The sequence below is a fragment of the Streptomyces sp. JLYT201 genome (assembly GCF_059448825.1).
Map to the genome: position 1 here is coordinate 6302307 of NZ_CM182551.1, position 26117 is coordinate 6328423.

Genomic DNA, 26117 nt, shown 5'->3' on the forward strand with positions numbered 1-26117 from the left:
TTCTGGCACGTGCCTCGGCTGGCTTTCAGCCTTCCCATCATGCGGGGGACCCCAGGGCGCCTGTCCAATTCATTGAGGTCTCAATCGTCCCGCGGGGCGGCGCTGACCAGCAGGTGAGACGCCGCCCCCGGCCCCGGGCGGCGCTCAGCCCCGGTGCTCGATGCCCCAGCGGCCGCTGGTCCTGATCTGCAAGTAGCCGCCGGGCAGCAGCTGCAGGCCCGCCGCGGTGCTGATCCGCCGCACCGGTTCGAGCCGCTCGTCGAGCTCCCAGAGGACCAGGAGGTCGATCAGGCCCCGGCCCTCGTGGGTGAGCATCATCTCGGTTTCCGTACCGGTGTGACGTACGACTCCATAGCCCTGGCCCTCGACGCGCAGGCCCTTGCCGAGGGCGGGCGCGCTCGCGGCCGGGGCGGGCTCGATCCGCCAGGCGGTGTGGTCGCCCGCGCTGACCAGGACGTACGCGTAGCCCGCGGGGGAGACCCACAGCGGTCCGGTGACGGGGCGGCGGCGCCCCGAGGTGTCGGCGGAGATCACCGTGCGGCCGTGCGCCTGGACGGTGCGGGTGCTCAGGGGCTCGTCGCCGGAACCGGTGCGGGCGAGGCCGAGCAGCGCGGGCGGCCCGTCGTAGCGGAACACCGCGCTGCCCGCGCCCTCGGCGGGACCGGTCAGGGGCGGCGCCTGCTCGACGGGCAGCAGCCGGAGGCTCCAGTCGCCCGCGCCCTCCAGCTTGAGGCGCACCTGCGCGGCGCCGTCGCGGAAGATCAGGGTCCGGCCGCGCTCGCCGTTGTTCTGCCCACTGAGGAACTGCTCCTCGTCGTCGTACTCGTCGAGCAGCTTCGCCTCGTACCCGAGGAAGGAGTCCTCGCCCGCGATCGCGTAGTCGAGCAGGGCGGGGCGGCCGGGGGCCGGGTTGACCAGCGTGACCGTGGCCCGGCCGCGCCCGGAGTAGGCGCCGGTCGCCTGGGCGACGGCCTGGTCGACGACCGGCAGCGGGCGGGCGCTGAGCTGCCAGGGGCCGTCGGCCTCCAGGGCGAGCAGCAGCGGTCCGTCGGTGAGCGGCACGGTCTGGCGCAGCCGGTCGGTGTCGTTGACGAGCAGGTCGTAGTCGTCGAGGTCGCGCAGCCTGGTGGCGTCGTGGCTCTTCAGGCCGATGTAGCCGCCGCCGTCCTCGTCGCCCGCGAAGTCCACGTCGAGGTCGGCGGCCGTGCCGTGGTACGCGAGCACGTCGGGGCCGTAGCCCTGGAGCGCGCCGGGGCCGAGCGGGCGGGCCGCCGAGAGCGGCAGGACGCGTACGCCCCACTCGTTGTCGGCCTCCACGCGCAGGCGCAGCGGGCGGCCCTGCGGGACCTTGACGAGCACGCGGCCCCGGAAGTCGTCCAGGGTGCTGTTGAAGAGGTAGTCGTCGTCCTTGTTGCGGCGGTTGAGCGTGGTCACGCCGAAGTAGCCGTCGCCGCGCTGCCACGCCTCGACGAGCACCGCGGCGCCGGGCGGCAGCGGCGCGTCGACGCTGACGACGCCGTTGCCGTGGCCCTGCTGGGCGAAGGGGTGGAACTCGGGGCCCAGGGGCGCGGCGGGAGCGGGCCCGGGAGCGGGCACGGACGGCGCGTACGACGGCTGCGGCACCGGCACCGGCGGCTGCGGCTGCCGTACCGGCTGCGGGGGCTGCGGCTGCTGTACAGGCTGCGGTGCGGGCGCGGGACCCGGCTGCTCCACCGCGATGCCGAAGTCCGTCGCCAGGCCCGCGAGGCCGGACGCGTAGCCCTGCCCGACCGCGCGGAACTTCCAGCCCCCGTCGCGCCGGTAGAACTCGCCGAGCACGAACGCCGTCTCGGTGGTCGCGTCGGTGACGGCGTAGTGCGCGACGACGCCGCCGTCACCGGTCATGGCCTGGAGGTACAGGCCGGGCACCGCGCCGAAGGTGCCGCCGTCGCAGGACCCGGCTATCAGCACGCGCTGGACGTCCGGCTCGATCCGCGGCAGGTCGACCTCCAGCCACTCGGCGAGCTGCCCGCCGCCCTCGGCCGTGCCCGCGTGCCGCACCGCGCCGGACGGGTGCGCGGGCTGGTTGTAGAAGACGAGGTCGGCGTCGCCCCGGACCGTGCCGCGCGCGTCGAGGAGCAGCGCGGAGGCGTCGACGACGGGCGCCCCGGGCACCTGCGAGCGGCAGACCGCGACCCGCAACGGAGCCACCGGGACAGGGGTGTTGGCCCCCTTGGAGATGTGCGTCATGGGGCTCATCGTGTCAGTGGAGACAGTGTGAAGTCGATGAGGAGAAGTGGCGGAGAGGGTTCCGGATGCGTCACCCCCGCCACGCCCTTGACCTGCGATGACGCGCCCCGCCCCGGGAGCCCCCGGCCCGCCGGAGACGACTTCCCGGCCCACCGGAGACATCTCCCCGCCCGTCGAACGATTCGCCCCGCTGCCGCGTCGTAGGGGAAACGGAGGAGGGGGAGGGGCATTGCTGCGCGGAAAACCACGCCGTCAGGCGCGCGAGGCGGCCGACCGCCGCACACCGGCGGCGGACCCGCTCGACCCGGCCCAGGAGGCCCGGGTCCGGGCCGTCCTGTCGCTCGGCGGAGTGCCCTACGGCGAACTCCAGGACGGGGTGCAGCAGGTCAGGCTGCGGCTCCTGGAACGGGCGGCGAAGGGGGAGCAGGCCCCGCGCAACGTGTCCGCCTGGGCCGCGGTCGTCGCCTCGAACTGGGCCGTGGACTGGCACCGGGCCCGGCACCGCCAGGAGCGGCTCGGCGAACGGCTCGCCGCGCTGCGCCCGGAGCGGCCCGAGGACGACGGCGCCGAGTCGCGCGTCCTGTCGCTGGCCGTGGCGCAGGGCCTGGACGAACTGCCGGACGGCCAGCGGCAAGTCGTCGTCCTGCGCTTCTACGCGGACCTGCCGGTGCGGGACATCGCCGCCGAGCTCGGCATCCCGGAGGGCACGGTCAAGAGCAGGCTGCACGCGGCCGTACGGATGCTGCGCACGCGGCTGCAGAAGGAAGAGGTGGTGTGACCGTGGTGCACGGCGCGTACGACGAGCACGACGAGCACGAGGGCCGCGCCGCGCGGGGCGGGACGCCCGGGGAGCGGTACGACGGCCCCGACGCGCTGATGCTCGCGGTCACGGACGAGCCCGTGCCCGAGGCCGCGCGCGCCGACGAGCGGTTCCTGGCCGAGCACGCGGCGGCGGTCGCGGACGTGGCGGCGCTGCGGGAGCAGCTGCGGGCCGTGGGGGACGCCCTGGCGCGGGGCCCGCGGGAGGCGCCGCCGCGGCCGGTGCCGACGCGGGGCCCGCGCCGGGGCGCGCCCGTGCGGCGGCGCGCGCTGCTCGCCCTCGCCGCCACGGCCGCGGCGGGCCTGCTCGGCGGCGTGGTGTGGCTGGGCGCGCGGGCCGACCTCGGCGCCGGGGAGGACGGAGCCAGCAAGTCGGCGGGCGCGGGCGCCGAATCGGGGGTCGAGCGCCAGGAGCCGGGCGATGACGGCCCCCAGCAGGACGCGGGCGGCAAGCGGTCGCCCGCGGGCTACGTCGCCTGCGCCCGCCTCATCGTCGAGGGCACCGTACAGAGCGTGGAGACGCTGCCGGGCGGCGGCCAGGACCGGGTCACCCTGGACGTGTCCCGCGCCTACAAGCCCGCCGAGGCGCCGGAGGAGGTGACGTTCGTGATGGACGTGAACGCGGATCCGCCCCTGCGCGCGGGCGACCACGCCCTGATCGGCATCCCCGAGGGGGAGGCCTCGCCGGACCTCTGGACGACGGGCAAGCGCATCGCGGAGGAGCGCCGCCGGATCGTCGCCGCACTGCCGAAGGCACGCGGACTGGAGTGCTGAAAGGGCACGGAATCGAGTGCTGAAGGGGCACGGACCGAAGGGCTGAAGGGTACGGACCGAAGTGCTGAGGGGCACGGACTGGAGTGCTGAGTTCCGGTGACAGTTGGGTGAAGGCGCTGTTGCGCCCCGCGATAAACCCTTTGAACTGCGGTTTTTCCGGGCTAACTTCCTTCCACCGCGATCACTGATGATCAGCAGTGGTCGTCACCGATCACCGAGCCCCCCATGGAAGGACCCCCGTGCGCGCACCCCGCAGCCGGGCGACGGCCGCTCTCGTCTCCGCGGCCGTCGCCGTCCCCGTCCTCTTCGCCGCCGCACCCCAGGCGGGCGCGCAGGCCGACCACAAGCCGCACCCCACCACGCAGGAGCGGCAGGCGAAGAAGCTCGCCAAGAAGCTCGTCGAGAAGTCCTCCGGCAAGGGCGCCTACCGCCACCTGGAGAAGTTCCAGGAGATAGCGGACAAGAACGGCGGCAACCGCGCCGCGGGCACCAAGGGCCACAAGGCGTCCACCACCTACGTGCACGACCGCCTGAAGAAGGCCGGGTACAAGGTCTCGTACCAGGACTTCACGTTCTACGAGTCGGAGACGCTGCGCGAGGGCGCGGCCGTCCTGTCGCCCGAGGCCCGCAAGCTCAACGCGGTCGCCTTCGACTTCAGCAAGGCGACGCCCGAGGGCGGCATCCAGGCGCCGCTCGCGGCCGCCCGCGTCGACGACACCCCCGGCTGCGAGGCCGACGACTACACCTCGGACACCTTCACCGGCAAGATCGCCCTGGTGAAGCGCGGCTCCTGCACCTTCGCCGAGAAGGAGGCCGCCGCGGCCAAGGCGGGCGCCATCGGCCTCATCCTGTACAACCACTCCGGCGACAAGCCCGTCCACGGCAACCTGGAGACCCCGGACAACGCGCACATCCCGGCCGCGGGCATCACCCTGGCCGAGGGCGAGGCGCTCGCCAAGCAGATCGCCCAGGGCGAGGTGAAGGTCTCCCTGGACGTCGCCACCAAGGCCGTCCCGCACAAGACCCGCAACGTCATCGCGGAGACCCGCGGCGGCCGCGCCGACCGCGTCGTCGGCCTCGGCGCCCACCTGGACTCCGTGCCCGAGGGCCCCGGCATCAACGACAACGGCTCCGGCTCCGCCGGTCTGATCGAGGTCGCCGAGAAGCTCGCCAAGGCGACCAAGGGCGGCACGAAGCTCAACAACAAGGTCCGCTTCTCCTGGTGGTCCGCCGAGGAGCTCGGCCTGCTCGGCTCCGACCACTACGTCAAGTCGCTGACGGCCAAGCAGAAGAAGAACATCAAGCTGTACCTGAACTTCGACATGATCGGCTCGCCGAACGCGGCCGAACTCGTCTACGACGGCGACAACTCCGACGGTGTCGGCTCCGGCCCGGGCCCGAAGGGCTCCGCCCAGATCGAGAAGCTGATCAACGGCTTCCTCGACAAGAAGAAGGTCCCGCACTGGGGCACCGACTTCGACGGCCGCTCCGACTACGGCCCCTTCATCGCCGAGGGCATCCCCGCGGGCGGCACCTTCACCGGCGCCGAGGGCCTCAAGACCGAGGAGCAGGCGACGAAGGCGGGCGGCAAGGCCGGCCAGCCCTACGACCCGAACTACCACGGCAAGGGCGACACCCTGAAGAACATCGACCGCAAGGTCTTCGACGTGAACGTCGACGTCATCGCGAACGCCGTCGGCACCTACGCGCAGGACCTCGGCTCGCTCAAGCGCTGATCCCCCGCGCGGCACCGCCGCACGCACGAGAACGGGGCGGGCACCTGGACCAGGTGCCCGCCCCTTCCGCATGCCGTGCCGCGGACGGTCTCCGTAGCGGTTGCTCGGTGAGTACCGGTTACTCGGTGACCTTCGCGACCGTCACGGTGCCGGCGCCCGCGACGGTGCCGCGCGCGTTCAGGAGGTTGACCTCGCCGAACAGCACCCGCCCGGAGGCGGCGGGCGCGCCCGCGACGAGCTCGGCCGCGACGGTGGCGGACTCGCCGTTGGCGAGCTTCACCGGCTTGGCCTCGTCGACCTTGACCTGGCCGAGCGACGCGGAGAAGAACACGTCACGGTAGTCGTACGCGGTCTGGCCGGTCGGGATGGAGTAGCCCGCGACCTCGATCGTGTACGTCCCCGGCGCGGGCTTGGCGATGCTCACCGACTCGTCCGAGTCGCCGTCCGCCGACTGCGCGACGACCCGGCCGTCCTTGAGGACCGCGAGGTCGAGGTCGGCGCGGGCGTCCGCGGTGGAGCCGATCGCGGCGTCCAGACGCTCGGCGCCCTCGGGCACGACGACCGTGGTGGTCTGCTTCTGGCCCTGCTTGATGGTGGGCCGCGCGGTGGCGGCCGAGCCCAGCGAGCCGCCCTTCAGCTTGCCGTCCACCGCGGCGTAGTCGTTCGTCGCCTTCCAGGTGACCGGGGTCGGCTGCCCGACCTTGGCGTCGTCGACCTGCTGCGGCGCCGGGGCGAAGGACACGCCGAGCGCGGACACGTCGAGGCGGTAGGGGTTGTCGAGCACCGGCGACGTGCGCCGCGACTCGACCTCGATCTCCCAGACGCCCGGCGTCGGGTTCTTGTACGACCGCAGGTCGGGACGGCAGGTGTTGTCCGGGTTCGGGAAGTTCGGGTAGCAGACGAGCGAGGACGTCTCCTCCGACGGCAGGCCGTAGGGGTGCACGGAGATGAAGCGCGTCTGGCTCTTGTCCGCGAGCCCGCCGAGGGCGACCTCAAGGGTCTTGGTGCCCTTGGGGACCGTCACGAAGTGCGACTTGGTGCTGTTGCGCTGCACCGAGCCCTTCGCCGTGTACGTGAACTTCGGCGCGGCCAGCTCCTTGGAGACCACCACGGTCGTCATGATCTGGTGGTCGATGCCGGGCGTGCGCTTGTCGTTCACGGTCAGCCGGGCGCTGGAGACGCCCGCCGACCGCGGCGCGGCCTCCACCTTGACGGTGACCGGCTTGTCGCGGGTCAGCAGGATCTCGGAGGGGCCGACGAGCCGGAACGTCTTCTCGTGGTTGTTCGCGAACTTCAGCTCGTGCCGCACGGGCCCGCGCGGCCCGGTGGTCCGGGTGAGGGTGACCTTGTAGGTCTTCTTCTCGCCCGCCTTCAGGCCGCCCTCACGGTCGTACAGACCGGTGCCGGGCTTCTTCAGCTCCTGGTCCAGGGCCGTGTCGACGGGCGCCTTCACGGTGTACTCGTGCGCCTTGGCGCCGCTCTTGATGGCGTCCCAGGCACCCACGACGTCCATCCGGCCGGTGCCCTGCTCATAGGCCTGGACGCCGGGGATGCGGTCGGCGGTCGAGGTGAGCGCGGTGCGCAGCTTCGCCGGGGTGAGGTCGATCCGCTGCTGCTTGGCGGCGCTGAGCAGCAGCGCGGCGGAGCCCGCCGCCTGCGGCGACGACATCGACGTGCCGTTCAGCATCGAGTAGCCCGCCGGGAGCTTGTAGCCCGCCTCGGCGACCGGGCCGCCGGGCAGCCAGGTCTGCGTGGTGTTGATGGCCGAGCCCGGCGCGGTGATCAGCGGCTGGAAGCCGCCGTCCTCACGCGGCCCGCGCGAGGAGAAGTTGAACATGCCGTACTTCTTCGTCACCTCGGAGCCGTAGTTGGCGGCCCAGGTCTCCTTGGAGATGGCCGCGCCCACGGAGATGACGTGGTCGGCGAGCCCGGGGTCGCCGATGGTGTTGGCGCCGGGGCCCTCGTTGCCCGCGGAGATGACCAGCTGCACGCCGTACGTGTCGATCAGGCGCTTGTACAGCTCGGCACGGGCGTTGTTGCCGTCGTTCAGCGCGGGCAGACCGCCGATGGACATGTTGACGATGTCGACGCCGCGCTTGGTGACGAGGTCGATCATGCCCTCGGTCAGGGCCACGTTGGTGCAGCCGCCGGACCAGGTGCAGGCGCGCGAGGAGACGATCTTGGCGCCGGGCGCGGCGCCGCTCATCTTGCCGCCGAACAGCTTGTTGGCGGCCGTGATGCCCGCGACGTGCGTGCCGTGCTCGGACTCGATGAGGCCGATGTTCACGAAGTCGGCCTTCTTGCCGACCCAGTCGCCGCCGTAGGGGTCCGTCGGGACGTCCTTGCGGATCTCCACGACGAACGGCACGCGCTCGGCCACGTCGGTGGCCGGGTCGTCCTTGCCGAAGTAGGCGACCTGGTGCTTGTCGCCGTAGGGCTTCATCGGCTTGTCGTCGGTGAAGTCCTTGTTGTCGTTCAGGTCGACGCGGACGGTGCCGGCGGCGGGGTCGTACAGCACGCCCCAGGTGTCGGTCGTGTCGCCGTCCCGGTTGAGGTCGCCCTTGGCGTCGCCGCCCGCGGTGGCGGCCTCGCGGAACCGGCTGATCTGGAAGGACCCCGAGGGCGCCTTCCACGTGTCCCCGTCCCACGTGAAGGCCGGACCGCTGACCGGGTTCGTCATCCGCCGCCAGGTGCCGTCGCCGTCCACGATCGGGTCGGTGGCCGTCACCCAGTCGGTGATCTTGCGCTCGCCGGTGGTGGTCTTCTGCAGCGCCGGGTGCCCGAGGTCGACGCCCGAGTCGAGGACGCCGATGGTGATCCCGCGTCCGTCGGCCTTCGGGTTCTTCTTCACGAAGTCCACGGCGCCCGTCTCGAAGGACGGGTTGTACGGGTTCTTGGCGGGCGTGTCCTTGCCGGGCGCGGGGTGGGCGGCGGCGCCCGCGGCGGGCCCGGCCCCCTTCGCGCTCTGCGGCTTCGGGTCGTCCAGCTCGATCTCCTGGCGCAGGTCGATGCCGTGCACCGTGGTGAGCTTGCTCGCCGCCTTGATCGCGGCGTCGGCCCGCGCGGTCGGCACGGAGGCGCGGACGTAGCCGAGCTTGTCGTACGTGCGGCCCACCGAGCCGCCCTCGACGGCGTCCAGCTGCTGCGCGACCTGCTCGGTCGCGCCGGGCTGGGTCGCGACCATCATCGTGACGGTCTTGTCCCCGTCCGCCTTCGCGTCCGCGAGCAGCTCCGCGTCGGCGGCGCCCAGCTTGGCGGCGGCGGACTTGGGAGCCGGGGCGGGCGTGTCGTCGGCGAAGGCCAGGGGGAGCGGGGCCGCCGCGGTCAGGGCGGCGGCCACGGCTATCGCGGTGGCGAGGCGGGCGGTGCGTCTCGCGCCCGGTCCGTCCTCGGTGGAGTGCTGTGTTTCGCGGGTCATCTACATCCCTGTACGTGAATTCGAAGTGGTCAGTTTCGAAGTGGCCAAAGCGGTCCGGAAATCGGGGCCGGATGACCGCTCAGCTTTACGTAAGGGGTGCCTTCTTGGGGAGCCCTGCCTGCCCCGGGGTTGCGCGGTGGCGTACTCCCGCCATACGCCACACGGAACAACACGCCCCATAACGGGACTTGCCCCCACCGCCTCCTCACGGGGCGCCCCGGACCCGCCCCTTCCCGAACCATGGGCCGCCGCCCCTGGGGCCCCGCCTCCACCGCACTCCCCGCCCCACCTCACAACACCGCGCTACCGCGCTCGTCCTCAAACGCCGGACGGGCTGAACGGACCGGTGCTTTCCCACCCACCCGCCCCCTGAGACCCACTGAACGACGACGGGAAAGCCGCGAGGTCGGGGCCGGGCAGGGTCGCCGGGGTGGTCACGGGTGGGTGGGCGGGGGAAATCCCGCCGCGGTAGCGGCGGGCGGCCGAGCACGGCGGGAAGGCCGTGAGGTCGGGGCCGGGCCTGGTGACTGGGGCGGAACGGGTGGGGGCGGTGGGAGAAGACCCCGCCGCGGTAGCGGCGGGAACGGGGACCGGTTCAGGACCCAGGGGTCAGGCCAGGTGTCCGCTGGGCGGGCGGCCCCGCCACAGGTCGAGCCCGACGTCCACCAGGCTCACCCGGTCCAGCCCCGGGACGGAGTCCAGCGCGTGCCACGCCGCCAGGTCCGTCGACCCCGACGTCTCGTGGCGCAGCGACCCCCCGACCACCCGCCCCTCGTACACGATCCGCACCCCGTGGAAGTCGGCGACCGCCCCGAGCCGCCGCGGATACCGCCGCCGCAGCGAGTCGACGCCGAGCAGCACGACGGGCTCCACGGCGTACCCCGTCTCCTCGTCGACCTCGCGGATCACCGTGTCGTAGGGGTCCTCGCCGTGGTCCATGCCGCCTCCGGGCAGCGTCCAGCGCTTGCTGCCGTCCCCCGCGACCCAGCGGGCGAGCAGCACCGATCCGTCCCGCACGCATACGGCGTAGGCCGCCACCCGGAGCTCCTTGTGCATTCGCTGACGTTAGACCGCGTACACCGGCAAGGCACGGTCTGTTACCCAACTGCCGATCACGGGTTGGCGGGGGAGTACTCCGGTGCGGACCACGTCCACGGGCTGGCCCCGGCGGTCTCGACGGCCTCGTCGACGCTGAAGCGGACGGTGCGCTCGCTGTCGGGCCCGTACGCGGTGGCGGCGGTGCCGGTGAGCTGGAGCGCGGTGCCGCTGGTCCAGTCGAGGAAGAGCAGCCCGGCGCCGGGGTCGGCGGTGAGGTTGCCCAGGGTGAGGAACATGGCGTTGCCCGCGTAGTCGGGCCAGCTCAGCTCGGTCGGGGAGAGGACCCGGACGAAGCCGGGGTTGCCGCCCCGGTGGCTGGCGTCCGCGCCGCCGTCACGCACGGTGGCGATGAAGAAGGTGTCGGCGGAGGCGACGAACCGCCGCTGGTCGGCGCTCAGTCCGGAGGTGACGCGCGGCGCCTCCGGGGCCCCGTCGCGCCGCCCGCCGACCAGCTGCCGCCGCTGGAGGTGCTTGGGGCAGTTGGAGAACACCTGGTCCGCCTCGATCGCGAGGCCGCCCGGCGTCGGCCGGGCCCGCCCGTTGAGCCGCATGCGGCGCCGGGTGCGCGGGTCGAGGGCGATCGTGCCGACGGGCGTGCCGGGGCGGCCGAGCGCGGCGGCGAGCGGATCGCCCGCCCCGGCCCCGCCCGCCACGGACACCTGGTGCGCCCCCGTAGCGCGGACGAAACCGGGGTCGCCGGTGAGCGGCGACGCCCACACCCGCCCGCCGTCCGGGTCCCGCCCGCCGACGACCAGCATCGGCTGGAGCGCGAGGAACGCGGCGGCGACGGGGCGGATGCCCGGGCCGATGGACCGGCCGACGTGGTCGGCGAGCGCGCGCACGCCCACGCGGTCCTGCACGGCGCGCGAGCCGGGGTGGTAGGGATCGTGCTCGGTCACGGCGGTGCCCTCCTTCGGGGCTCGGGAAAGCGGGAAGCGGGGGAGCGGGAGCGGGGCTCCTAGAAGAAGCCGCAGGTCGGGGCCGAGCCCGACGGAGCCGTGCCGGTGTCGGCGCCGGACCGGGTGTAGATCTCAAGACGGGTGCCGTCCGGGTCGTGGAAGAAGATTCCGCCGGACGCCGCGCCCTCGCCGTGCGGCACGACGCCGTCGTACGCGAACTCCACGCCGTGGGCCCGCAGATCGCGCTCGTAGTCGCGGACGACGTCGACGGACTCCACCTCGAACGAGAGGTGGTGCAGGCCCGCGCGCCCGGAGTCGTACGCGCCGCTCGCCTGCTGCCACAGCGTGAGCGCGAGGGTGCCCTCGCGGCCGAGGAAGGCGTAGCGGCGGCCGTCGTCGGCGCCCTCGCCGGTCACCTCGAAGCCGATGACGTCCCGGTAGAAGGCGAGCGAGCGGTCCAGATCGGTGACGTTCAGGCCGATGTGACCGGTGGGCGGTGCGGTGATCGTGGTCATGACTCTCCCCTGTGCGTGCTTCTGTCCGGCGGCGCGGGGGAGTCGTCGGTCCTCCGCGCCGGATCGGCTAACCGTTGAAAGTTAGATTAGTGGTTAGAGATCGAGAGCGTCAACCGCTCACGTACTCTTGACTGGTTAGCTCTGAAGGGAGAGCCCATGCCCGCCGCCCACGACCCCCGCCCGCTCACCGGCGAGCCCCTCTCCCTGGACCTGCTCAACACCCGCTGGATGCACGACGGCGCCCGCGAGGACCTGCTCACCGACCCCGAGGGACTCGCCGTCTGGCTCGCCGCGAACGGCCTCGACACGCGCTTCGCCGCCGACGCGCGGACGCTGCGGAACGTCCTCGCCGCCCGCGACGCCCTCGCCGGACTCGTCGACCTGCCGGGCAAGCCGGGCGGCGACGCGACCGCGGTCGCCCGCCTCGACGCGGTGCTCGCCCACGGCCGGATCCGGGCCCGGCTCACCCCCGAAGGCCCCGCCGAGGAACCGGAGTTCGCCGACCCGGCCTGGGGGCCCGCCTGGCTCGCCGCGCGCGACTACCTGGACCTGCTGTCCGCCGCGCCCGACCGGATCCGCCGCTGCGCCCACGAGGCGTGCGTCCTGCACTTCTTCGACACCTCGCGCAACGGCACGCGGCGCTGGTGCAGCATGGCCGTCTGCGGCAACCGCGCGAAGGCCTCACGCCACTACGCCCGCACCCGCCCCTGAACCTGCCCCCGCGGCGCCCCCCTACCCCGGGAAGTGAACGGCGCGTGACCGGCGCGCCTCCGCCCGGAGAGATGCGCATGCACACGCAGGGTGTCCCTCAGATCCACTTACGGTGATCGGCGTCACCCGTTGTGGCGACGTTAACGCGCAGGTCACTCCCGCTGCCAACGATCCAGTACGAGCGGGGAGCGCACCGGACAGCCACGGTCCGGACCTCCCCGCGACCACTGCCGACGCGTTCGCACTCGGGGAGACGCGCCATGTCGCGCATACGCTCTGTCGCCACCGCCGTCACGACCGCCGCCGTCAACCGCCGGGCGTTCCTCGCCGCGACGGGCGCGGTGTCCCTGTCCGCGGGCGTCGGGTACGCCGTGGGGCCGGGAGGCCACGGGAAGGCGGCCGCCGCCCCGCGCGGCCCGGTCGCGGTGTCCCGTCCCGCGCCTGCCGCCCCGCTCGCCCCCTACCGCAAGGGCACCACCCTCCACTCGGCGGCCGCGCCCCGGGGAACCGCCGGCTACCGGCGCCTGGGCGAAGGACCGGCCTGGCCGCGCGTGGTCCGCGCCGACCTCGCCCCCGCCCACCGGGGCCGGGAGGCGCGCCGCACCGCGCTCGCCGCGTTCGTGCAGTTCACGGACCTGCACCTGGTCGACGTACAGCATCCGCTGCGGTACGAGTACCTGCGCGCCCAGACGGCGAGCGCCTGGCGGCCGCAGGAGGCCCTGTCCGTGGCGGGCGCGGTCTCGCTCGTCGAGCGGGTCAACGCGCTGCGCGGCGCGCCCGCCACCGGCGCGCCCCTGCACTTCGTGATGACGACCGGCGACAACACGGACAACAACTCGCGCACCGAACTCGACTGGTTCCTCAAGGTGATGAGCGGCGGCCGCGTCACCCCCAACTCCGGCGACCCGCGCCACTACGAAGGCGTGCAGAACAGCGGTCTGAAGCTGTACTGGCACCCCGACGCCGCGCTGCGCGACGCCGACAAGCGCGTCGGCTTCCCGCAGCTGCACGGCTTCCTCGACGCCGCGATCCGGCAGGTCAACAGCCCGGGCCTGAACCTGCCCTGGTACTCCACCGTCGGCAACCACGACGCCCTGCCCGGCGGCTGTTACGCCCCCGGCGACTCGTACTTCGCCGACCTCGCCGTCGGCGGCCGGAAGCTGATGTCCCTGGACGCGGCGCGCGGCGCTGCCCTGTGGAAGGCCGTCAAGAAGGGGCAGGACCCCAAGGGCGCCCACTTCAAGGAGGTGCTGCGGGCCGAGAAGCGGCGCATGCGGTCCGTGACCCCGGACGCGGCGCGCGCCCCCTTCACCCCCGCCGAGTACGTCCGGGCCCACCTCGACCCGGCGCACGCGGGCCGCGGCCCCGTCGGCCACGGCTACACCCAGGAGAACCTGGCGAACCGCACGCAGTACTACGCCTTCCGCATCACCGACGACGTCCTCGGCATCAGCCTGGACACCACCGACCTGGGCGGCCACTACGAGGGCTCGCTCGGCACCGCCCAACTGCGCTGGCTGGAGCGGACCCTGAAGGCCGTCGAGCGCAGCGGCGACGCCTCGTACGTCATCGTCTTCAGCCACCACACCAGCCGCACCATGCGCAATCTGGTCGCCGATCCGCACCACCCGCGCGAGGCCCGGCACGGCGGCGACGAGGTGCTCGCGCTGCTGCGCCGCCACCGCTCCGTCCTGGCCTGGGTGAACGGCCACAGCCACAAGAACGCCATCACCCCGCACGGCTCGCTCTGGGAGGTCTCCACCGCCTCGCACGTGGACTTCCCGCAGCTCGCGCGCGTGATCGAGCTGGTCGACAACCACGACGGCACGCTGTCCCTGTTCACCACCCTGATCGAGTCGGCGGCCCCGCACCGCACGGACTTCGCCGACCTCTCCCAGACCGGACTCGCCGCGCTCTACCGCGAACTGGCCTTCAACGCCCCGGGCGCCAAGCCCGCCCTCGGCGGCGAACCGGGCGACCGCAACACGGAACTCGTCCTCCGCAAGCGCTGACCCCGCCCCGCCCGACCGCCCCGCCCGACCGCCCCGCCCGTGACTTCCCGGCCGGGGCGGAGTTCTGCCCTGCGTAACGGGCGGACGAAGCGGACGAAGGGACGGCGACCCATGGCGGTGCGGAGACGGCTCACGCCGGTGCGCAAGGGGTGCGCGGCGGCGGCAGCCCTGGTCGCCACGGTGGCGGGGGCCCTGACCGCCCCCGCGGCCGCGACGCCCGGCGCGGACCGGGACCACCGCGGGACCCGGGCCGCCCTGGCGGCCGCCGTACGCGGCGGCGTCCCCGGCGCGACGGCCCAGGCACGGGACCGGCACGGCCCGTGGAGCGGCGCCGCGGGCGTCGGCGACCTGCGGACGGGCACCCCGCGCGGCGCGCACGACCGGTTCCGCGCGGGCAGCATCACCAAGACGTTCGTGGCGACCGTGCTGCTCCAGCTGGAGGCGGAGGGCAGGCTCGACCTCGACGACGCGGTGGGCGCGTGGCTGCCCGGCGTGATCGAGGGCAACGGCCACGACGGCGACCGGATCACCGTCCGACAGGTCCTCAACCACACCAGCGGCATCCACGACTACAGCGAGGACCCGGACTTCCACCGACGGCTCACCACCCCGGAGTTCCTCGCGCACCGCCACCGCACCTGGCGGCCGGCGGCCCTGGTCGCGCTCGCGCTGCGCCACGCGCCGGACTTCGCCCCCGGCCGCGGCTGGGCCTACTCCAACACCAACTACGTCGTCGCCGGAATGGTCATCGAGAAGGTCACCGGGCGGCCCTACGGGGACGAGATCCGCGACCGCATCGTCACCCCCCTGCACCTGCGCGCCACCTCCGTGCCCGGCACGAGGCCCACCCTGCCCCGGCCCGGCTCGCGCGCGTACTCCAAGCTCTCCGGCGCCGTCGGGAGCAGGACGTACGACGTGACCGAGCTGAACCCTTCCCTCGCGGGCGCCGCGGGCGAGCTGGTCTCGGACGCGGCGGACCTGAACCGCTTCTACGCGGCCCTGCTGCGCGGCGAGCTGCTGCCGCCCCGGCAGCTCGCCGCGATGAAGAGGACGGTCCCCACTCGGGGGAAGGAGGGCGCGGGCGGCCGCTACGGCCTCGGCCTGCTGCGGCTCGAACTGCCCTGCGGCACGGTCGTCTGGGGCCACGGCGGCGGCATCCACGGCTCGCTGTCCCTGGCCCTGACCACGGCCGACGGCGGGCACGCCCTGACGTTCAACTTCAACGGCGACTGGGCGGGCGGCCAGGACCGGATCCTGGCCGCGGAGTTCTGCGGCGCCTGACCGCCGCCGCGCGCACCCGCGCGGGGGCGGAGCCCCGCCGTCCGGAGCTCCGCCCCCGCACCCCCCTTCGCGGGCACGCCCCGTGCCTCGCGGGCACGGACGGCCGGGCTATCTGGGCAGGACCACGATGTACGCCGCCGGATCCCGGTCACAGGAGGCCATCAGCGCCGTCAGGACGACCGCCGCCTGCTGCTCGGGCGCGTCCCGCAGCTTCTTCGGGGTGATGTGGACGACGGTGACGCCGAGCCGCTCCAAGTGCTCGCGCTTGCGGGCGTATTCGGACCACTGCTCGTCGTCCTCCAGCTCCGTGCGTCCCGTGCGGCCGTGCCGCGGCGCCCGCGTGTCCAGCTCCACGGCCACGGCCTGCTCGGGCCAGTACGCGTCGACGCCGCCCAGGTGCGGCCCGCCCGGAAGGCGCAGATCCACGTTCCACAGCGGATCGGGGAGCCCGTGGTCGTGGACCAGGGCGTGCAGCCGGTCCTCGGCGATCGCGCGGCCCTCGGCGAGCAGCGAGTCCACGGCGTCCACCACGTGCGGGCGGCCGAGCAGCCGCGCCCGGTTCAACTCGGCCACCAGGGCGGTCGGTTCGCAGTGGCCGCCGCGCACCGCCTCGGTGAGCAGTCGCCGCACCGCGCGCGCCTCGGCCAGGTGGGCGACGGCGTCGGCGAGCGCCCGCGCCACCGGCGCCACCGGCACGCCGGTGATCTGCAGCGGTGTGGGCAGCGTGTGCGCGCGGACGAGGCGGGCGCAGCCGGTCGAGCGCAGCCGCCGGGTGCGCGGGACCAGGACGTCGATCCGGTCCAGGGAGAGCAGCGGCGGCGTGGAGGAGAAGCGGTGCAGGGTGAGGGCGGCGAGCCCGGTGATCATCGCGTCGGCGTAGCCCGCGTGCGGCTCGCCGGGCCGCGGCTGCGCGGGGATCGCCCGGGACTCCTTGGCCGGGGGCCGCCCGGCGTAGAGCAGCACGCCGTGCAGCCGCTCCTCGCTGGTGGGCGGGCCCGGGTGGAGCAGATGGACACCTGGGAGGAGCTGCTGCCAGGGGCCGCCGGGGCGGCAGTGCGCGCTGATCTCGGCGGGGCCGACGCCGTGCGCGCGCAGCTGGGCCGCGCTCAGGACGCGGCGCTGGGCGTCGGCGAGGTGGCGCAGGGGGCGGGGGGAGAGCGGGGTGTTGTGGTTCATGCCGTGGCCATTCCCGGTGCCGGTCCGCCCCCTAACCGCTGTTACAGTCCCGTCGACAAAACCGGACAAGCCCGTCCTAAAGTACGGGAGTTCGAGGACCGAAAAGGTGCGGTTCGGGGGGCGGTCGGCGGGGACGGAGTGCGTCCGCTTTTCCGTGCCACCCCCTTGTGGGCGGTCGGCCCCGTCGTCATACTCGGCGCGATGCTTGGCATGAACGCGACGTAATCCGTCGGCGGTCCGTGCCAGGAACCGGTAACTCCCCGAGGCCGCACCCGACTTGGACGGCTCCATCCCCCCATGGAGGTACTGAGTGACACCCCCACGAGCAACCACACGGCGCCTCGTCCTCACCGGCATCGGCGTCGCCGCCCTGGTCGCGGGCACCCTCACCGCGGCGACCACCAGCTCGGCTGCCCCGGACCCCACTCCGAAGGCCGTCGGCGCCGCCGCGGCGGGCAGGCTCGCCGACTCCCTGACCGACGGCTTCCCCACCGGCACCGCGGGCGCCTACTACGACGCCCCCGCCAAGAAGCTCGTCGTCAACGTCCTCGACGAGGCCGCGGCCGACCGGGTCCGCGCCGCCGGAGCCGAGCCGCGGACGGTCACCCACTCCCAGGCCCAACTGGACGCCGTCCAGCGGGCCCTGGGCGAGCGCGCGGTCCCCGGCACGGCACGCGCCACGGACCCGGTCCTCAACAAGGTGGTCGTCACCGCCGACTCCACGGTCAGGGGCGCCGCCCTCGACCGGCTGAAGCAGCGCGTGGCGGCCCAGGACGGCAAGGCGGTCCTGGAGCGCGCCGCGGGGAAGTTCCAGCCCCTCATCCGCGGCGGCGACGCCATCTGGAGCTCCAGCGGCCGCTGTTCGCTGGGCTTCAACGTCGTCAAGGGCGGCCAGCCCTACTTCCTCACCGCGGGCCACTGCGCCTCCCTCGCGGGCACCAGCTGGTCCGAGACCCGGGGCGGGCCCGTGATCGCCCAGGTCGAGGACTACGGCTTCCCCGGGCGCGACGACGCCATCGTGAAGTACACCGCGAACGTCGCCCACCCGAGCGAGGTCAACCTCTACAACGGCGGCTCCCAGCAGATCACCGGGGCCCGCCAGGCCGTGGTCGGCGAGCAGGTACAGCGCAGCGGCTCCACCACACAGGTGCACGGCGGCAGCGTGCAGCGTCTCAACGCGTCCGTCTCCTACCCCCAGGGCACGGTCAACGGTCTGATCCAGACCAACGTCTGTGCCGAGCCCGGCGACAGCGGGGGCTCGATGTTCGCGGGCACCAGCGCGCTCGGTCTCACCTCCGGTGGCAGCGGCAACTGCTCCAGCGGCGGCCGGACCTACTTCGCGCCCGTCGTGGACGCGCTCTCGCGCTACGGAGCACAGATCGGCTGACACCCGGTCTCCGGGACCCCGGGCCGGGACCGCGCTGCCGCGGTCCCGGCCCGGGACATTCCGGGCGGGACCGCTACCCCTCGGTGGCGCCGGTGTCGCAGGCCTGCGCGCGCAGGGCCCGGGACAGGTCGTCGCGGGACTCCAGGACCAGGCGGCGCAGGGCCGGCGGGGCCGACTCGTGCGCGGAGAGCCACGCGTCGGCCGCGGCCACCGTCTCCGGACTGTCCTGGAGGTGCGGGAACAGGCCCCGCACCACGTCCATGCCGATCTGGATGGACCGCTCCGCCCAGACCCGCTCGATGGCGGCGAAGTACTTCGGGGCGTACTCGGCGACGAGCGCCCGCTGCGAGGGCTGGGCGAAGCCCGAGATCGTCGCCTCCACCAGGGCGTTGGACAGCGCGTCCGACTCCACCACGGAGGCCCAGGCCTGCGCCTTGACCGCCGCCGACGGCCGCGCGGCCAGGCAGCGGACCTGGTGGCGCTTGCCGGACGCCGTGTCGTCGCGGGAGAGCTCGGCCGCGAGCGCCCGCTCGTCCGCCACCCCGTGCACCGCGAGCGGCAGCTGGAACGCCCAGCGCAGCTCCTGGTCCACGTCGAGGCCGTCGATCTTCGCGGTGCCGTCCAACAGGCCCTGGAGGAGCTGGAGGTCGGCGTCCGAGGAGGCCACGGCGGCGAAGAACCGCGCCCACGTCAGCTGGTGCTGGCTGCCCGGCTCGGCGATCCTGAGCTCCCGCAGCGCGCCCTCGGCGAGCAGCCGCCCGCCCTCCTCGCGCCAGCCGGGCGCGGCGTAGTGCGTGTGGGCCGTGCCCGTCCAGGCGTGCAGCATCTGGAGCACGCCGATGTCCGTCTCGCGCCCGGCGAACCGCAGCACGAGGCCGACGAAGTCCCGCGCGGGCATGAGCCCGTCCCGCGTGAGGTTCCACAGCGCCGACCAGCACAGGGCGCGGGCGAGGGGGTCGGTGAGGTCACCGAGGCGCTCGCGCAGGGTGGCGAGCGAGGTCTCGTCGAAGCGGATCTTGCAGTACGTCAGGTCGTCGTCGTTGACCAGGACGAGCTCGGGGGCCTCGGCGCCGACGAGCTCCGCGACCGTGGTGCGGGGGCCCTCGACGTCCACCTCCGCGCGGGCGTACCGCACGAGGTCGCCCGCCTCCGAGCGGCGGTACAGGCCCACGGCCACGCGGTGCGGGCGCAGGGTCGGGTGGCTCTCGGCCGCCTCCTGGACGACGGCGAGCTCCGTGACGCGGCCCTCCGCGCTCAGGGTGACCTGCGGGGTGAGGGAGTTGACCCCCGCCGTCTCCAGCCAGGCCCGCGACCAGGCCGCCATGTCGCGCCCGCTGGTCTCCTCCAGGACCGAGAGCAGGTCACCGAGGCGGGTGTTGCCGTACGCGTGGCGCTTGAAGTAGCGCCGGGCGCCCTCCAGGAAGGCGTCGCGGCCCGCGTACGCCACGAGCTGCTTGAGGACGGAGGCGCCCTTGGCGTACGTGATCCCGTCGAAGTTCAGCTTGGCGTCCTCCAGGTCGCGGATGTCGGCCGTGACCGGGTGGGTGGAGGGCAGCTGGTCGGCGCGGTACGCCCACGCCTTGCGGTTGTTGGCGAAGGTGATCCAGCCGTTGGTGAACCGGGTCGCCTCGACCATCGAGAAGGAGCCCATGAAGTCGGCGAAGGACTCCTTCAGCCACAGGTCGTCCCACCAGCGCATGGTGACCAGGTCGCCGAACCACATGTGCGCCATCTCGTGCAGGATGACGTTCGCCCGGCGCTCGTACGACGCCTGGGTCACCTTGCCGCGGAAGATGAACTCCTCGCGGAAGGTCACACAGCCCGGGTTCTCCATCGCGCCCAGGTTGTACTCCGGCACGAAGGCCTGGTCGTACTTCCCGAAGGGGTAGGGGAAGTCGAAGTGGTCGTGGAAGAAGTCCAGGCCCTGCTTGGTGACCAGGAAGACGTCGTCCGCGTCGAAGTGCTTGGCCAGGCCCTTGCGGCACATCGCGCCGAGGGGGATCTCCAGCCGGGTGCCGTCCTCGAAGACGCGCTCGTAGGAGTCGGTCACGTAGTGGTACGGGCCCGCGACGACCGCCGTGATGTACGTCGAGATGGGCTTGGTCTCGGCGAACTGCCAGACCCCGTCGACCTGCTCTCCCGCGCCGTTGCTCCACACCGTCCACCCCTCGGGGGCCCGTGCGGAGAAGCGGAAGGGGGCCTTCAGGTCGGGCTGCTCGAAGTTCGCGAAGACGCGGCGGGAGTCCGCGGGCTCGTACTGCGTGTAGAGGTAGACCTCGCCGTCCTCCGGGTCGACGAAGCGGTGCATGCCCTCGCCGGTGCGGCTGTAGGCGCACTGGGCGTCCACCACCAGCTCGTTCTCCTCGCGCAGGTCCTCCAGCGCGATGCGGCTGCCGTCGAAGACCTCGGACGGGTCCAGGTCCTTGCCGTTCAGCGAGACGGCCGTGACGCTCGGGGCGATCAGGTCCGCGAAGCTCGCCGCGCCCGCCTCGGCACAGCGGAAGCGGATCGTCGTGACGGAGCGGAAGGTGCGCGGCGTGGTGTCGCCTTCCTGGCTGTCGCCGACCGCCGACCGCAGGTCGAGGAAGACCTCGTACCCGTCGACGGACAACAGCGCGGCCCGCTCCTGGGCCTCGTCGCGGGACAGATTCTCACCGGGCACGGGCGGCACTCCCTCGTGGCTCGCATGACTCTCGTTCGAATGCCTCTGATCCTCGCACGTGCCCCGGTCGGCGGACATCCGGGAATGCCCTGCCACACCCCCGACGTTGCCCTGGCCAGGCTTCGCACACATTCCCTAGGGAGAGACATGTCCGCGTCCTCTGCGACCACCGAGAACGGCAAGACCCCCGTCGACTTCTGGTTCGACCCGCTCTGCCCCTGGGCCTGGATGACCTCCCGCTGGGTCCTTGAGGTCGAGAAGGTCCGCGACATCGAGGTCAGCTGGCACGTGATGAGCCTCGCCGTGCTCAACGAGAACAAGCTCGACGAGCTGCCCGAGGAGTACCGCGAGATGCTGGCGACCAAGGCCTGGGGCCCGGTCCGCGTGGTCATCGCCGCCCAGCAGGAGCACGGCGCGCAGGTGCTCGGCGACCTCTACACCGCGCTCGGCACCCGCATCCACAACCAGGGCGAGGGCCCCACCAAGGAGGCCGTCGCCGGCGCCCTGAAGGACGTCGGCCTGCCCGAGTCCCTCCTCGACCACTGGGACGAGACCCCGTACGAGGCCGAGCTGCGCGCCTCCCACAACGAGGGCATCGAGAAGGTGGGCCAGGAGGTCGGCACGCCCGTCATCGCCGTCCCCGGCGCCGACGGCGAGCAGATCGCCTTCTTCGGCCCGGTCGTCACGCCCGCCCCCAAGGGCGAGGCCGCGGCCAGGCTCTGGGACGGCACCCTGCTCGTGGCCTCGACCCCGGGCTTCTACGAGATCAAGCGCACGCGCACCCAGGGCCCCATTTTCGACTGACCCGTCCTCGGCCGACCCGGCGTCGACCGGCCCTCAGTCGATGCCCCGCGGTATCCGCACGGGCTTCTGCCGGAAGCGCCGCTCGGTCATGAAGGTGCGCACGTTCCTGCACGAGGGCTTGGCGCACATCCAGTAGTGCTCCACGTAGTCCTCGCCGATCGCTCCGCGCAGCCAGGCCTTCTGGGCCTCGCTCAGCGGGCGATGCGGTTCGGTGGTGCCACACGTCCAGCAGGACAACGGCTGTGGTTGCGACATGCGGCCACTGTGTGCCGGAACGAGGCATACCGAAAGGCCCCCGCGAGTCACGTCCTCGCGGGGGCCCTTCCTCTATCCGCCTGCCGACGCGAAGGTTGAGAAGACGATCACGAGGCAGGACGCATCAGGAGGAGGCGGCGTCAGGGGGCCAGCAGCAGGCTGTTCACGCGCTGCTTGGCGGCCTCGTAGCGCTTGGCCACGTCCTGCCAGTTGACGACCTGCCACATGGCCTCGATGAAGTCCACCTTCTGGTTCTTGTACTGCAGGTAGAAGGCGTGCTCCCAGGCGTCGAAGACCAGGATCGGCGTGGAGCCCTGGCCGACGTTGCCCTGGTGGTCGTAGATCTGCTCGACGATCAGGCGGTTGCTGAGCGGCTCGTAGGCGAGCACGCCCCAGCCCGAACCCTGCGTCGTCGCCGAGGCCTTCGTCAGCTGCGCCTTGAACTTGGCGAACGAGCCGAAGGACTCGGTGATGGCGTCCGCGAGCTCGCCCACACCGTCGGCGTGGGTGGGCTCGCCACCGCCGCCGTCCTTGGGGCTGTTCATGTTGTGCCAGTAGATGCTGTGCAGGATGTGCCCGGAGAGGTGGAAGGCCAGGTTCTTCTCCAGGCCGTTGATGGCGCCCCACGCGTCCTTGTCGCGGGCCTCCGCCAGCTGCTCCAGGGTGTCGTTCGCGCCCTTCACGTATGCGGCGTGGTGCTTGTCGTGGTGCAGCTCGATGATCTGCGGGTTGATCACCGGCTCCAGCGCCGCGTAGTCGTACGGAAGTTCAGGGAGCGTGTAAATGGCCATCAGTGAGCCCTCCGACCGTGCTCCGCGGGGGACCGTGCCGTATCGCCCGGTGCCGCGGTGCACCTCTTATTGCGACCTATGTGCAAGTGCAGGCTAGCAGCAGGAGGTGCCGGAAGTTGATCAGCCCTTGGCCCTAGGTCGCGAGCCCCGGCGCGCCCGGGAGCGGGAACGGCCGGAGGCCCGGTCCACACGTGTGGACCGGGCCTCCGGCCGTCGGCGGGGCGCGTCGGATCAGGCGCTCGGCGCCGTCTCGCGGCCCTCCGCCATCTTCTGCCGTACGTAGCCCACGACCATCAGGAGCAGCGTCAGACCGCCCGTGTAGTACAGCTGCGTACGGGTCTCCTCCTCGCGGGCCATCAGGACGAACACGGTGGCCATCCCGGCGAGCGCCACGTACGTCAGCCAGGGGAAGAGCCACATCTTCACGACGAGCGTCTCGGGGGCCTCGCGCTCCAGCTTCTTGCGCAGCCGCAGCTGGGCGGCGGCGATGAAGAACCAGACGACGAGGATGATCGCGCCGATGGTGTTGAGCAGCCACTGGAAGATGTCGTCGGGCCGCCAGTAGCTGAGCAGCACGCACAGGAAGCCGAAGGCCGACGAGGTGAGGACCGCGATCCGCGGCACGCCGTTGAAGAGCCGCCCCAGGGCCTTCGGGCCCTGGCCGCGCTGGACGAGCGAGTTGGCCATGCGGGAGGCGCCGTAGATGTTGGCGTTCATCGCGGAGAGCAGGGCGATCAGGATGACGACGTTCATGATCTGGCCCGCGCCGTCGATGCCGAGGTGGTCGAGCGTGGCGACGTACGGGCCCTTGGTGGCGACCTCCTCGGAGGTCCAGGGGAGCAGCGTCACGACGACGGCCATGGAGCCGATGTAGAAGATGGCGATGCGCCACATCGCGGTGCGCACGGCCTTGGCCACGCCCTGGACGGGGTGCTCGGACTCGGCGGCCGCGATGGTGACCGTCTCCAGGCCGCCGTAGGCGAAGACGGAGGCGAGCAGGCCCACGATGAGGCCGTCCACGCCGTTGGGCATGAAGCCGCCGTGCCCGGTGAGGTTGGTGCTGCCCGGCGCCTCGGTGTCGGGGAGCCAGCCGAGGATCGCGAGCACGCCGATGGCGAGGAAGAGGACGATCGCGGTGATCTTCAGGGCGGCGAACCAGAACTCGAACTCGCCGAAGTTCTTCACGGCCGCGAGGTTCGTGGCGCAGAACATCAGCATGAAGAGGGCGACCCAGGCCCACTCGGGCACGCCGGGCACCCAGCCGTGCACGATCTGCGCGGCGCCGATGCCTTCGAGGCCGACGGCCACGCAGAGCAGGAACCAGAAGGACCAGCCCGCCGTGAACCCGGCCCAGGGGCCGAGGGCCCGCTCGGCGTGCACGGAGAAGGAGCCGGACGCGGGGTTGGCCGCCGCCATCTCGCCCAGCATGCGCATGACGAGCATGACCAGGGCGCCGGACAGCGAGTAGGCCAGGATGATCGAGGGCCCCGCGGCGGCGATGGCCTTCCCGGAGCCCACGAAGAGCCCGGCGCCGATGACGCCGCCGAGGGCGATCATCGACAGATGACGCTGCTTGAGGCCGTGCCCGAGAGGTGCGTCGGCCTGGGGTGGTGCGTCTTTCACGGACGTCTGAGACATGGGCGTCCCTGTTCGCTAGCGGGGAGACGGAAGGAAGGAACCGCGCGGGAACCACAGGGGGAAGTGGGGCACAGTCTGAGCACTGGCACCGCTCACAGGGAACAGTTGACCGGTATACGGACACGACGCTCACACAAGGTGAAGACGTCTTCACGATTTCGTCATACTCGCGTGATCCGGCGGGGTGTTCCGGCCGTGATGTCGCGCCGGTGTCATACGCCGTTCGTAGAAGAGTTACGTACGGCGCGTACGACGCGTCGCCCACTCCCGCAGCAGCGCCACGGCGATCACCGCCGCCGTGGCGCCCGCCGACCACAGCAGCTGCGGGCGCGCGCCGTCGTCGCGCAGCATCAGCGCGATCACCACGCCCATCCCGGCGAGCGCCGCCCACGTCAGCCAGGGGAAGAACCACATCCGCAGGGTCAGCCGCTCCGGTGCCTCGCGCTCGATGCGGCGGCGAAGGCGCAGCTGCGAGACGGCGATCAGCGCCCAGACGAAGAGGAGGGCCGCGCCGACCGAGTTGAGCATGTAGAGGAAGACGGAGTCGGGCCACTTCAGATTGAGCAGCACCGAGACGAAGCCGAAGGCCACCGAGGCGAGCACCGCGCGCCGCGGCACCCCGCCCCGCGACACCTTCAGCAGGCCCCGCGGCGCCTCGCCGCGCTCGGCGAGCGAGAAGACCATGCGCGAGGCGCCGTACAGATTGGCGTTCAGGGACGACAGGAGCGCCACGAACACCACGATGTTCATCAGGGTCCCGGCCGCGGGGACGCCGATGGAGTCGAGCACCTTCACATACGGGCTGAACCCGGCCTGCTGCGCCGTCCACGGCAGCACCGTCACGATGACGAGCATCGAGCCGACGTAGAAGAAGAGGATGCGGTACACGGCGCTGCGCACCGCGCGGGCCACGGCGCGCACCGGGTCGTCGGACTCGGCGGCCGCGATCGTGACGATCTCCAGGCCGCCGAAGGCGAAGAGGACCACGACCACGCCGGAGACCACCCCGTCCCAGCCGAGCGGCAGGAAGCCGCCCTCGCCGGTGAGGTGGGTGAACCCGACCGGGTCGGTGTCCGGGAGCAGCCCGAAGACCGCGAGGAGCCCGAGCACCAGGAACGCGACGATCGCGAAGACCTTCAGGGCGGCGAACCAGAACTCGAACTCGCCGAAGTTCTTCACCGCCGCGAGGTTGGCGCCGGTGAAGAACACCATGAAGAGGAGCACCCACGCCCACTGCGGCACGCCCGGCACCCACGCGTGCGCGATCCGCGCCGCCCCCGTCGCCTCCACGGCGAGCACGACGACGAGCAGGAACCAGTACATCCAGCCGACCGAGAACCCGGCCCAGCGGCCCAGGGCCCGCTCGGCGTGCACGGAGAACGCGCCCGAGGAGGGCATCGCCGCCGACATCTCGCCGAGCATCCGCATCACGCACATCGCGAGCGCGCCCGCGATCAGATACGACAGGACGATGCCGGGCCCGGCGACCGCGATCCCGGCGCCCGAACCGACGAACAGGCCGGCCCCGATGACGCCGCCGAGGCCCAGCATGGTCAGGTGGCGCTGCTTGAGGCCGCCGCCGAGGGGCTCGGCGGGGCCGAAGGGGTCCGCGGGAGCCGTCGAGGACACCCCCGAGTCGGGCCGCTGGTGATCGTGCATCGGGCTCAGCTGACTCTCAGGGTGCTCGTGGTGCTCGGGGTGCGCGTGGTGCTCAGAGGCGAGTTGGTGAGACTCCACAGTCTCACCGGCGCGTGCCCCTGAACGCAAAACCCGGCCCCGGCATTCCTGACCTCCGTGACCAGCATCACGCCCGGCCGGGTGTGGGCCGTGCCCTTTGTACGGAGCCCACCAAGCCGGAGCCGCTCCCTTTGTCATCCGCGCCCCCTGATGGGGTGCCCGCCCCGGGGTTAGG

At 72.6% G+C, this 26117-nt stretch carries 19 protein-coding genes; 8 read left to right on the forward strand and 11 right to left on the reverse strand.

Translation table 11 applies throughout. The annotated features are described in order from the left end of the window. Positions 1-144: 144 nt before the first annotated feature. A complete protein-coding gene (locus tag AC5WAM_RS26465) occupies positions 145-2229 on the reverse strand; it encodes a TerD family protein (protein ID WP_495519008.1) in 2085 nt (694 codons plus the stop codon). Positions 2230-2458: 229 nt separating this feature from the next. On the opposite strand from AC5WAM_RS26465, the gene AC5WAM_RS26470 reads away from it, so the two are divergent. The 3 genes from AC5WAM_RS26470 to AC5WAM_RS26480 all read left to right on the forward strand — a co-directional run bounded on the left by AC5WAM_RS26470 (position 2459) and on the right by AC5WAM_RS26480 (position 5558). Further along, complete coding sequence (locus AC5WAM_RS26470; RefSeq protein ID WP_495519009.1) at positions 2459-3007, forward strand: RNA polymerase sigma factor; 549 nt, start codon at positions 2459-2461, stop codon at positions 3005-3007. Beyond that, positions 3004-3822 carry a hypothetical protein gene (locus tag AC5WAM_RS26475; RefSeq protein WP_495519010.1) on the forward strand — a complete coding sequence of 273 codons (819 nt, stop codon included), beginning with the start codon at positions 3004-3006 and terminating at the stop codon, positions 3820-3822. Before AC5WAM_RS26470 ends, AC5WAM_RS26475 begins: the two co-directional genes overlap by 4 nt. A 239-nt stretch (positions 3823-4061) precedes the next feature. After that, positions 4062-5558, forward strand: a complete 1497-nt coding sequence (locus tag AC5WAM_RS26480; protein ID WP_495519011.1) for a M28 family metallopeptidase — start codon at positions 4062-4064, stop codon at positions 5556-5558. Between the two features lie 118 nt (positions 5559-5676). Here AC5WAM_RS26480 and AC5WAM_RS26485 read toward each other — a convergent pair whose 3' ends face one another. The 4 genes from AC5WAM_RS26485 to AC5WAM_RS26500 all read right to left on the reverse strand — a co-directional run bounded on the left by AC5WAM_RS26485 (position 5677) and on the right by AC5WAM_RS26500 (position 11488). After that, complete coding sequence (locus AC5WAM_RS26485; RefSeq protein ID WP_495519012.1) at positions 5677-8976, reverse strand: S8 family serine peptidase; 3300 nt, start codon at positions 8974-8976, stop codon at positions 5677-5679. Between the two features lie 609 nt (positions 8977-9585). Then, on the reverse strand, positions 9586-10032 hold the full coding sequence (locus AC5WAM_RS26490; protein ID WP_366790436.1) for an NUDIX hydrolase: 447 nt from the start codon (positions 10030-10032) through the stop codon (positions 9586-9588). Positions 10033-10088: 56 nt separating this feature from the next. Then, positions 10089-10973 (reverse strand): pyridoxamine 5'-phosphate oxidase family protein, encoded by an 885-nt coding sequence (locus tag AC5WAM_RS26495; RefSeq protein ID WP_495519013.1) that lies wholly within the window; start codon positions 10971-10973, stop codon positions 10089-10091. A gap of 59 nt (positions 10974-11032) precedes the next feature. Next, positions 11033-11488, reverse strand: a complete 456-nt coding sequence (locus AC5WAM_RS26500; protein WP_366790439.1) for a VOC family protein — start codon at positions 11486-11488, stop codon at positions 11033-11035. A 156-nt stretch (positions 11489-11644) separates the two neighbouring features. Between AC5WAM_RS26500 and AC5WAM_RS26505 the strand changes: the two genes are divergently transcribed. From AC5WAM_RS26505 to AC5WAM_RS26515, 3 genes are all read left to right on the forward strand, one after another. Then, positions 11645-12199 (forward strand): CGNR zinc finger domain-containing protein, encoded by a 555-nt coding sequence (locus tag AC5WAM_RS26505; protein ID WP_366790440.1) that lies wholly within the window; start codon positions 11645-11647, stop codon positions 12197-12199. Positions 12200-12459: 260 nt separating this feature from the next. Continuing rightward, positions 12460-14211: a TIGR03767 family metallophosphoesterase gene (locus AC5WAM_RS26510; RefSeq protein WP_495519014.1), complete on the forward strand. Its 1752-nt coding sequence runs from the start codon at positions 12460-12462 to the stop codon at positions 14209-14211. 111 nt (positions 14212-14322) lie between these two features. Beyond that, positions 14323-15492 carry a serine hydrolase domain-containing protein gene (locus tag AC5WAM_RS26515; RefSeq protein WP_495519015.1) on the forward strand — a complete coding sequence of 390 codons (1170 nt, stop codon included), beginning with the start codon at positions 14323-14325 and terminating at the stop codon, positions 15490-15492. Between the two features lie 108 nt (positions 15493-15600). Here AC5WAM_RS26515 and AC5WAM_RS26520 read toward each other — a convergent pair whose 3' ends face one another. Beyond that, the gene (locus AC5WAM_RS26520; RefSeq protein WP_366790443.1) at positions 15601-16668 is read right to left on the reverse strand and encodes a hypothetical protein; all 1068 of its coding nucleotides are present in this window, start codon (positions 16666-16668) and stop codon (positions 15601-15603) included. A 310-nt stretch (positions 16669-16978) separates the two neighbouring features. Here AC5WAM_RS26520 and AC5WAM_RS26525 point away from each other — a divergent pair, with 310 nt between their 5' ends. Then, positions 16979-18055 carry a S1 family peptidase gene (locus tag AC5WAM_RS26525; RefSeq protein ID WP_495519016.1) on the forward strand — a complete coding sequence of 359 codons (1077 nt, stop codon included), beginning with the start codon at positions 16979-16981 and terminating at the stop codon, positions 18053-18055. A 73-nt stretch (positions 18056-18128) separates the two neighbouring features. Here AC5WAM_RS26525 and pepN read toward each other — a convergent pair whose 3' ends face one another. After that, entirely contained in the window at positions 18129-20717 is a 2589-nt protein-coding gene (gene pepN / locus AC5WAM_RS26530) for an aminopeptidase N (protein WP_495519017.1), read from the reverse strand. Between the two features lie 147 nt (positions 20718-20864). On the opposite strand from pepN, the gene AC5WAM_RS26535 reads away from it, so the two are divergent. Next, the gene (locus AC5WAM_RS26535; RefSeq protein WP_366790446.1) at positions 20865-21521 is read left to right on the forward strand and encodes a mycothiol-dependent nitroreductase Rv2466c family protein; all 657 of its coding nucleotides are present in this window, start codon (positions 20865-20867) and stop codon (positions 21519-21521) included. A gap of 33 nt (positions 21522-21554) precedes the next feature. Here AC5WAM_RS26535 and AC5WAM_RS26540 read toward each other — a convergent pair whose 3' ends face one another. From AC5WAM_RS26540 to AC5WAM_RS26555, 4 genes are all read right to left on the reverse strand, one after another. Further along, positions 21555-21776, reverse strand: coding sequence for a hypothetical protein (locus AC5WAM_RS26540; RefSeq protein ID WP_144003464.1), 222 nt, complete (start codon positions 21774-21776; stop codon positions 21555-21557). Positions 21777-21916: 140 nt separating this feature from the next. Further along, positions 21917-22567, reverse strand: a complete 651-nt coding sequence (locus tag AC5WAM_RS26545) for a superoxide dismutase (RefSeq protein ID WP_172388058.1) — start codon at positions 22565-22567, stop codon at positions 21917-21919. Positions 22568-22798: 231 nt separating this feature from the next. Beyond that, positions 22799-24205, reverse strand: coding sequence for an amino acid permease (locus AC5WAM_RS26550; protein ID WP_366790447.1), 1407 nt, complete (start codon positions 24203-24205; stop codon positions 22799-22801). Positions 24206-24439: 234 nt separating this feature from the next. Then, positions 24440-25864 (reverse strand): amino acid permease, encoded by a 1425-nt coding sequence (locus AC5WAM_RS26555; protein ID WP_495519018.1) that lies wholly within the window; start codon positions 25862-25864, stop codon positions 24440-24442. Positions 25865-26117: the final 253 nt, after the last annotated feature.

What these genes read in the sequence shown, in the direction of transcription:
- AC5WAM_RS26500 (WP_366790439.1), bottom strand. Translation starts at nt 11,488, where the DNA reads ATGACCACGATCACCGCACCGCCCACCGGTCACATCGGCCTGAACGTC.
- AC5WAM_RS26540 (WP_144003464.1), bottom strand. Translation starts at nt 21,776, where the DNA reads ATGTCGCAACCACAGCCGTTGTCCTGCTGGACGTGTGGCACCACCGAA.
- AC5WAM_RS26535 (WP_366790446.1), top strand. Translation starts at nt 20,865, where the DNA reads ATGTCCGCGTCCTCTGCGACCACCGAGAACGGCAAGACCCCCGTCGAC.
- AC5WAM_RS26485 (WP_495519012.1), bottom strand. Translation starts at nt 8,976, where the DNA reads ATGACCCGCGAAACACAGCACTCCACCGAGGACGGACCGGGCGCGAGA.
- AC5WAM_RS26505 (WP_366790440.1), top strand. Translation starts at nt 11,645, where the DNA reads ATGCCCGCCGCCCACGACCCCCGCCCGCTCACCGGCGAGCCCCTCTCC.
- AC5WAM_RS26515 (WP_495519015.1), top strand. Translation starts at nt 14,323, where the DNA reads ATGGCGGTGCGGAGACGGCTCACGCCGGTGCGCAAGGGGTGCGCGGCG.
- AC5WAM_RS26555 (WP_495519018.1), bottom strand. Translation starts at nt 25,864, where the DNA reads ATGCACGATCACCAGCGGCCCGACTCGGGGGTGTCCTCGACGGCTCCC.
- AC5WAM_RS26510 (WP_495519014.1), top strand. Translation starts at nt 12,460, where the DNA reads ATGTCGCGCATACGCTCTGTCGCCACCGCCGTCACGACCGCCGCCGTC.
- AC5WAM_RS26465 (WP_495519008.1), bottom strand. Translation starts at nt 2,229, where the DNA reads ATGACGCACATCTCCAAGGGGGCCAACACCCCTGTCCCGGTGGCTCCG.
- AC5WAM_RS26520 (WP_366790443.1), bottom strand. Translation starts at nt 16,668, where the DNA reads ATGAACCACAACACCCCGCTCTCCCCCCGCCCCCTGCGCCACCTCGCC.
- AC5WAM_RS26550 (WP_366790447.1), bottom strand. Translation starts at nt 24,205, where the DNA reads ATGTCTCAGACGTCCGTGAAAGACGCACCACCCCAGGCCGACGCACCT.
- AC5WAM_RS26490 (WP_366790436.1), bottom strand. Translation starts at nt 10,032, where the DNA reads ATGCACAAGGAGCTCCGGGTGGCGGCCTACGCCGTATGCGTGCGGGAC.
- AC5WAM_RS26545 (WP_172388058.1), bottom strand. Translation starts at nt 22,567, where the DNA reads ATGGCCATTTACACGCTCCCTGAACTTCCGTACGACTACGCGGCGCTG.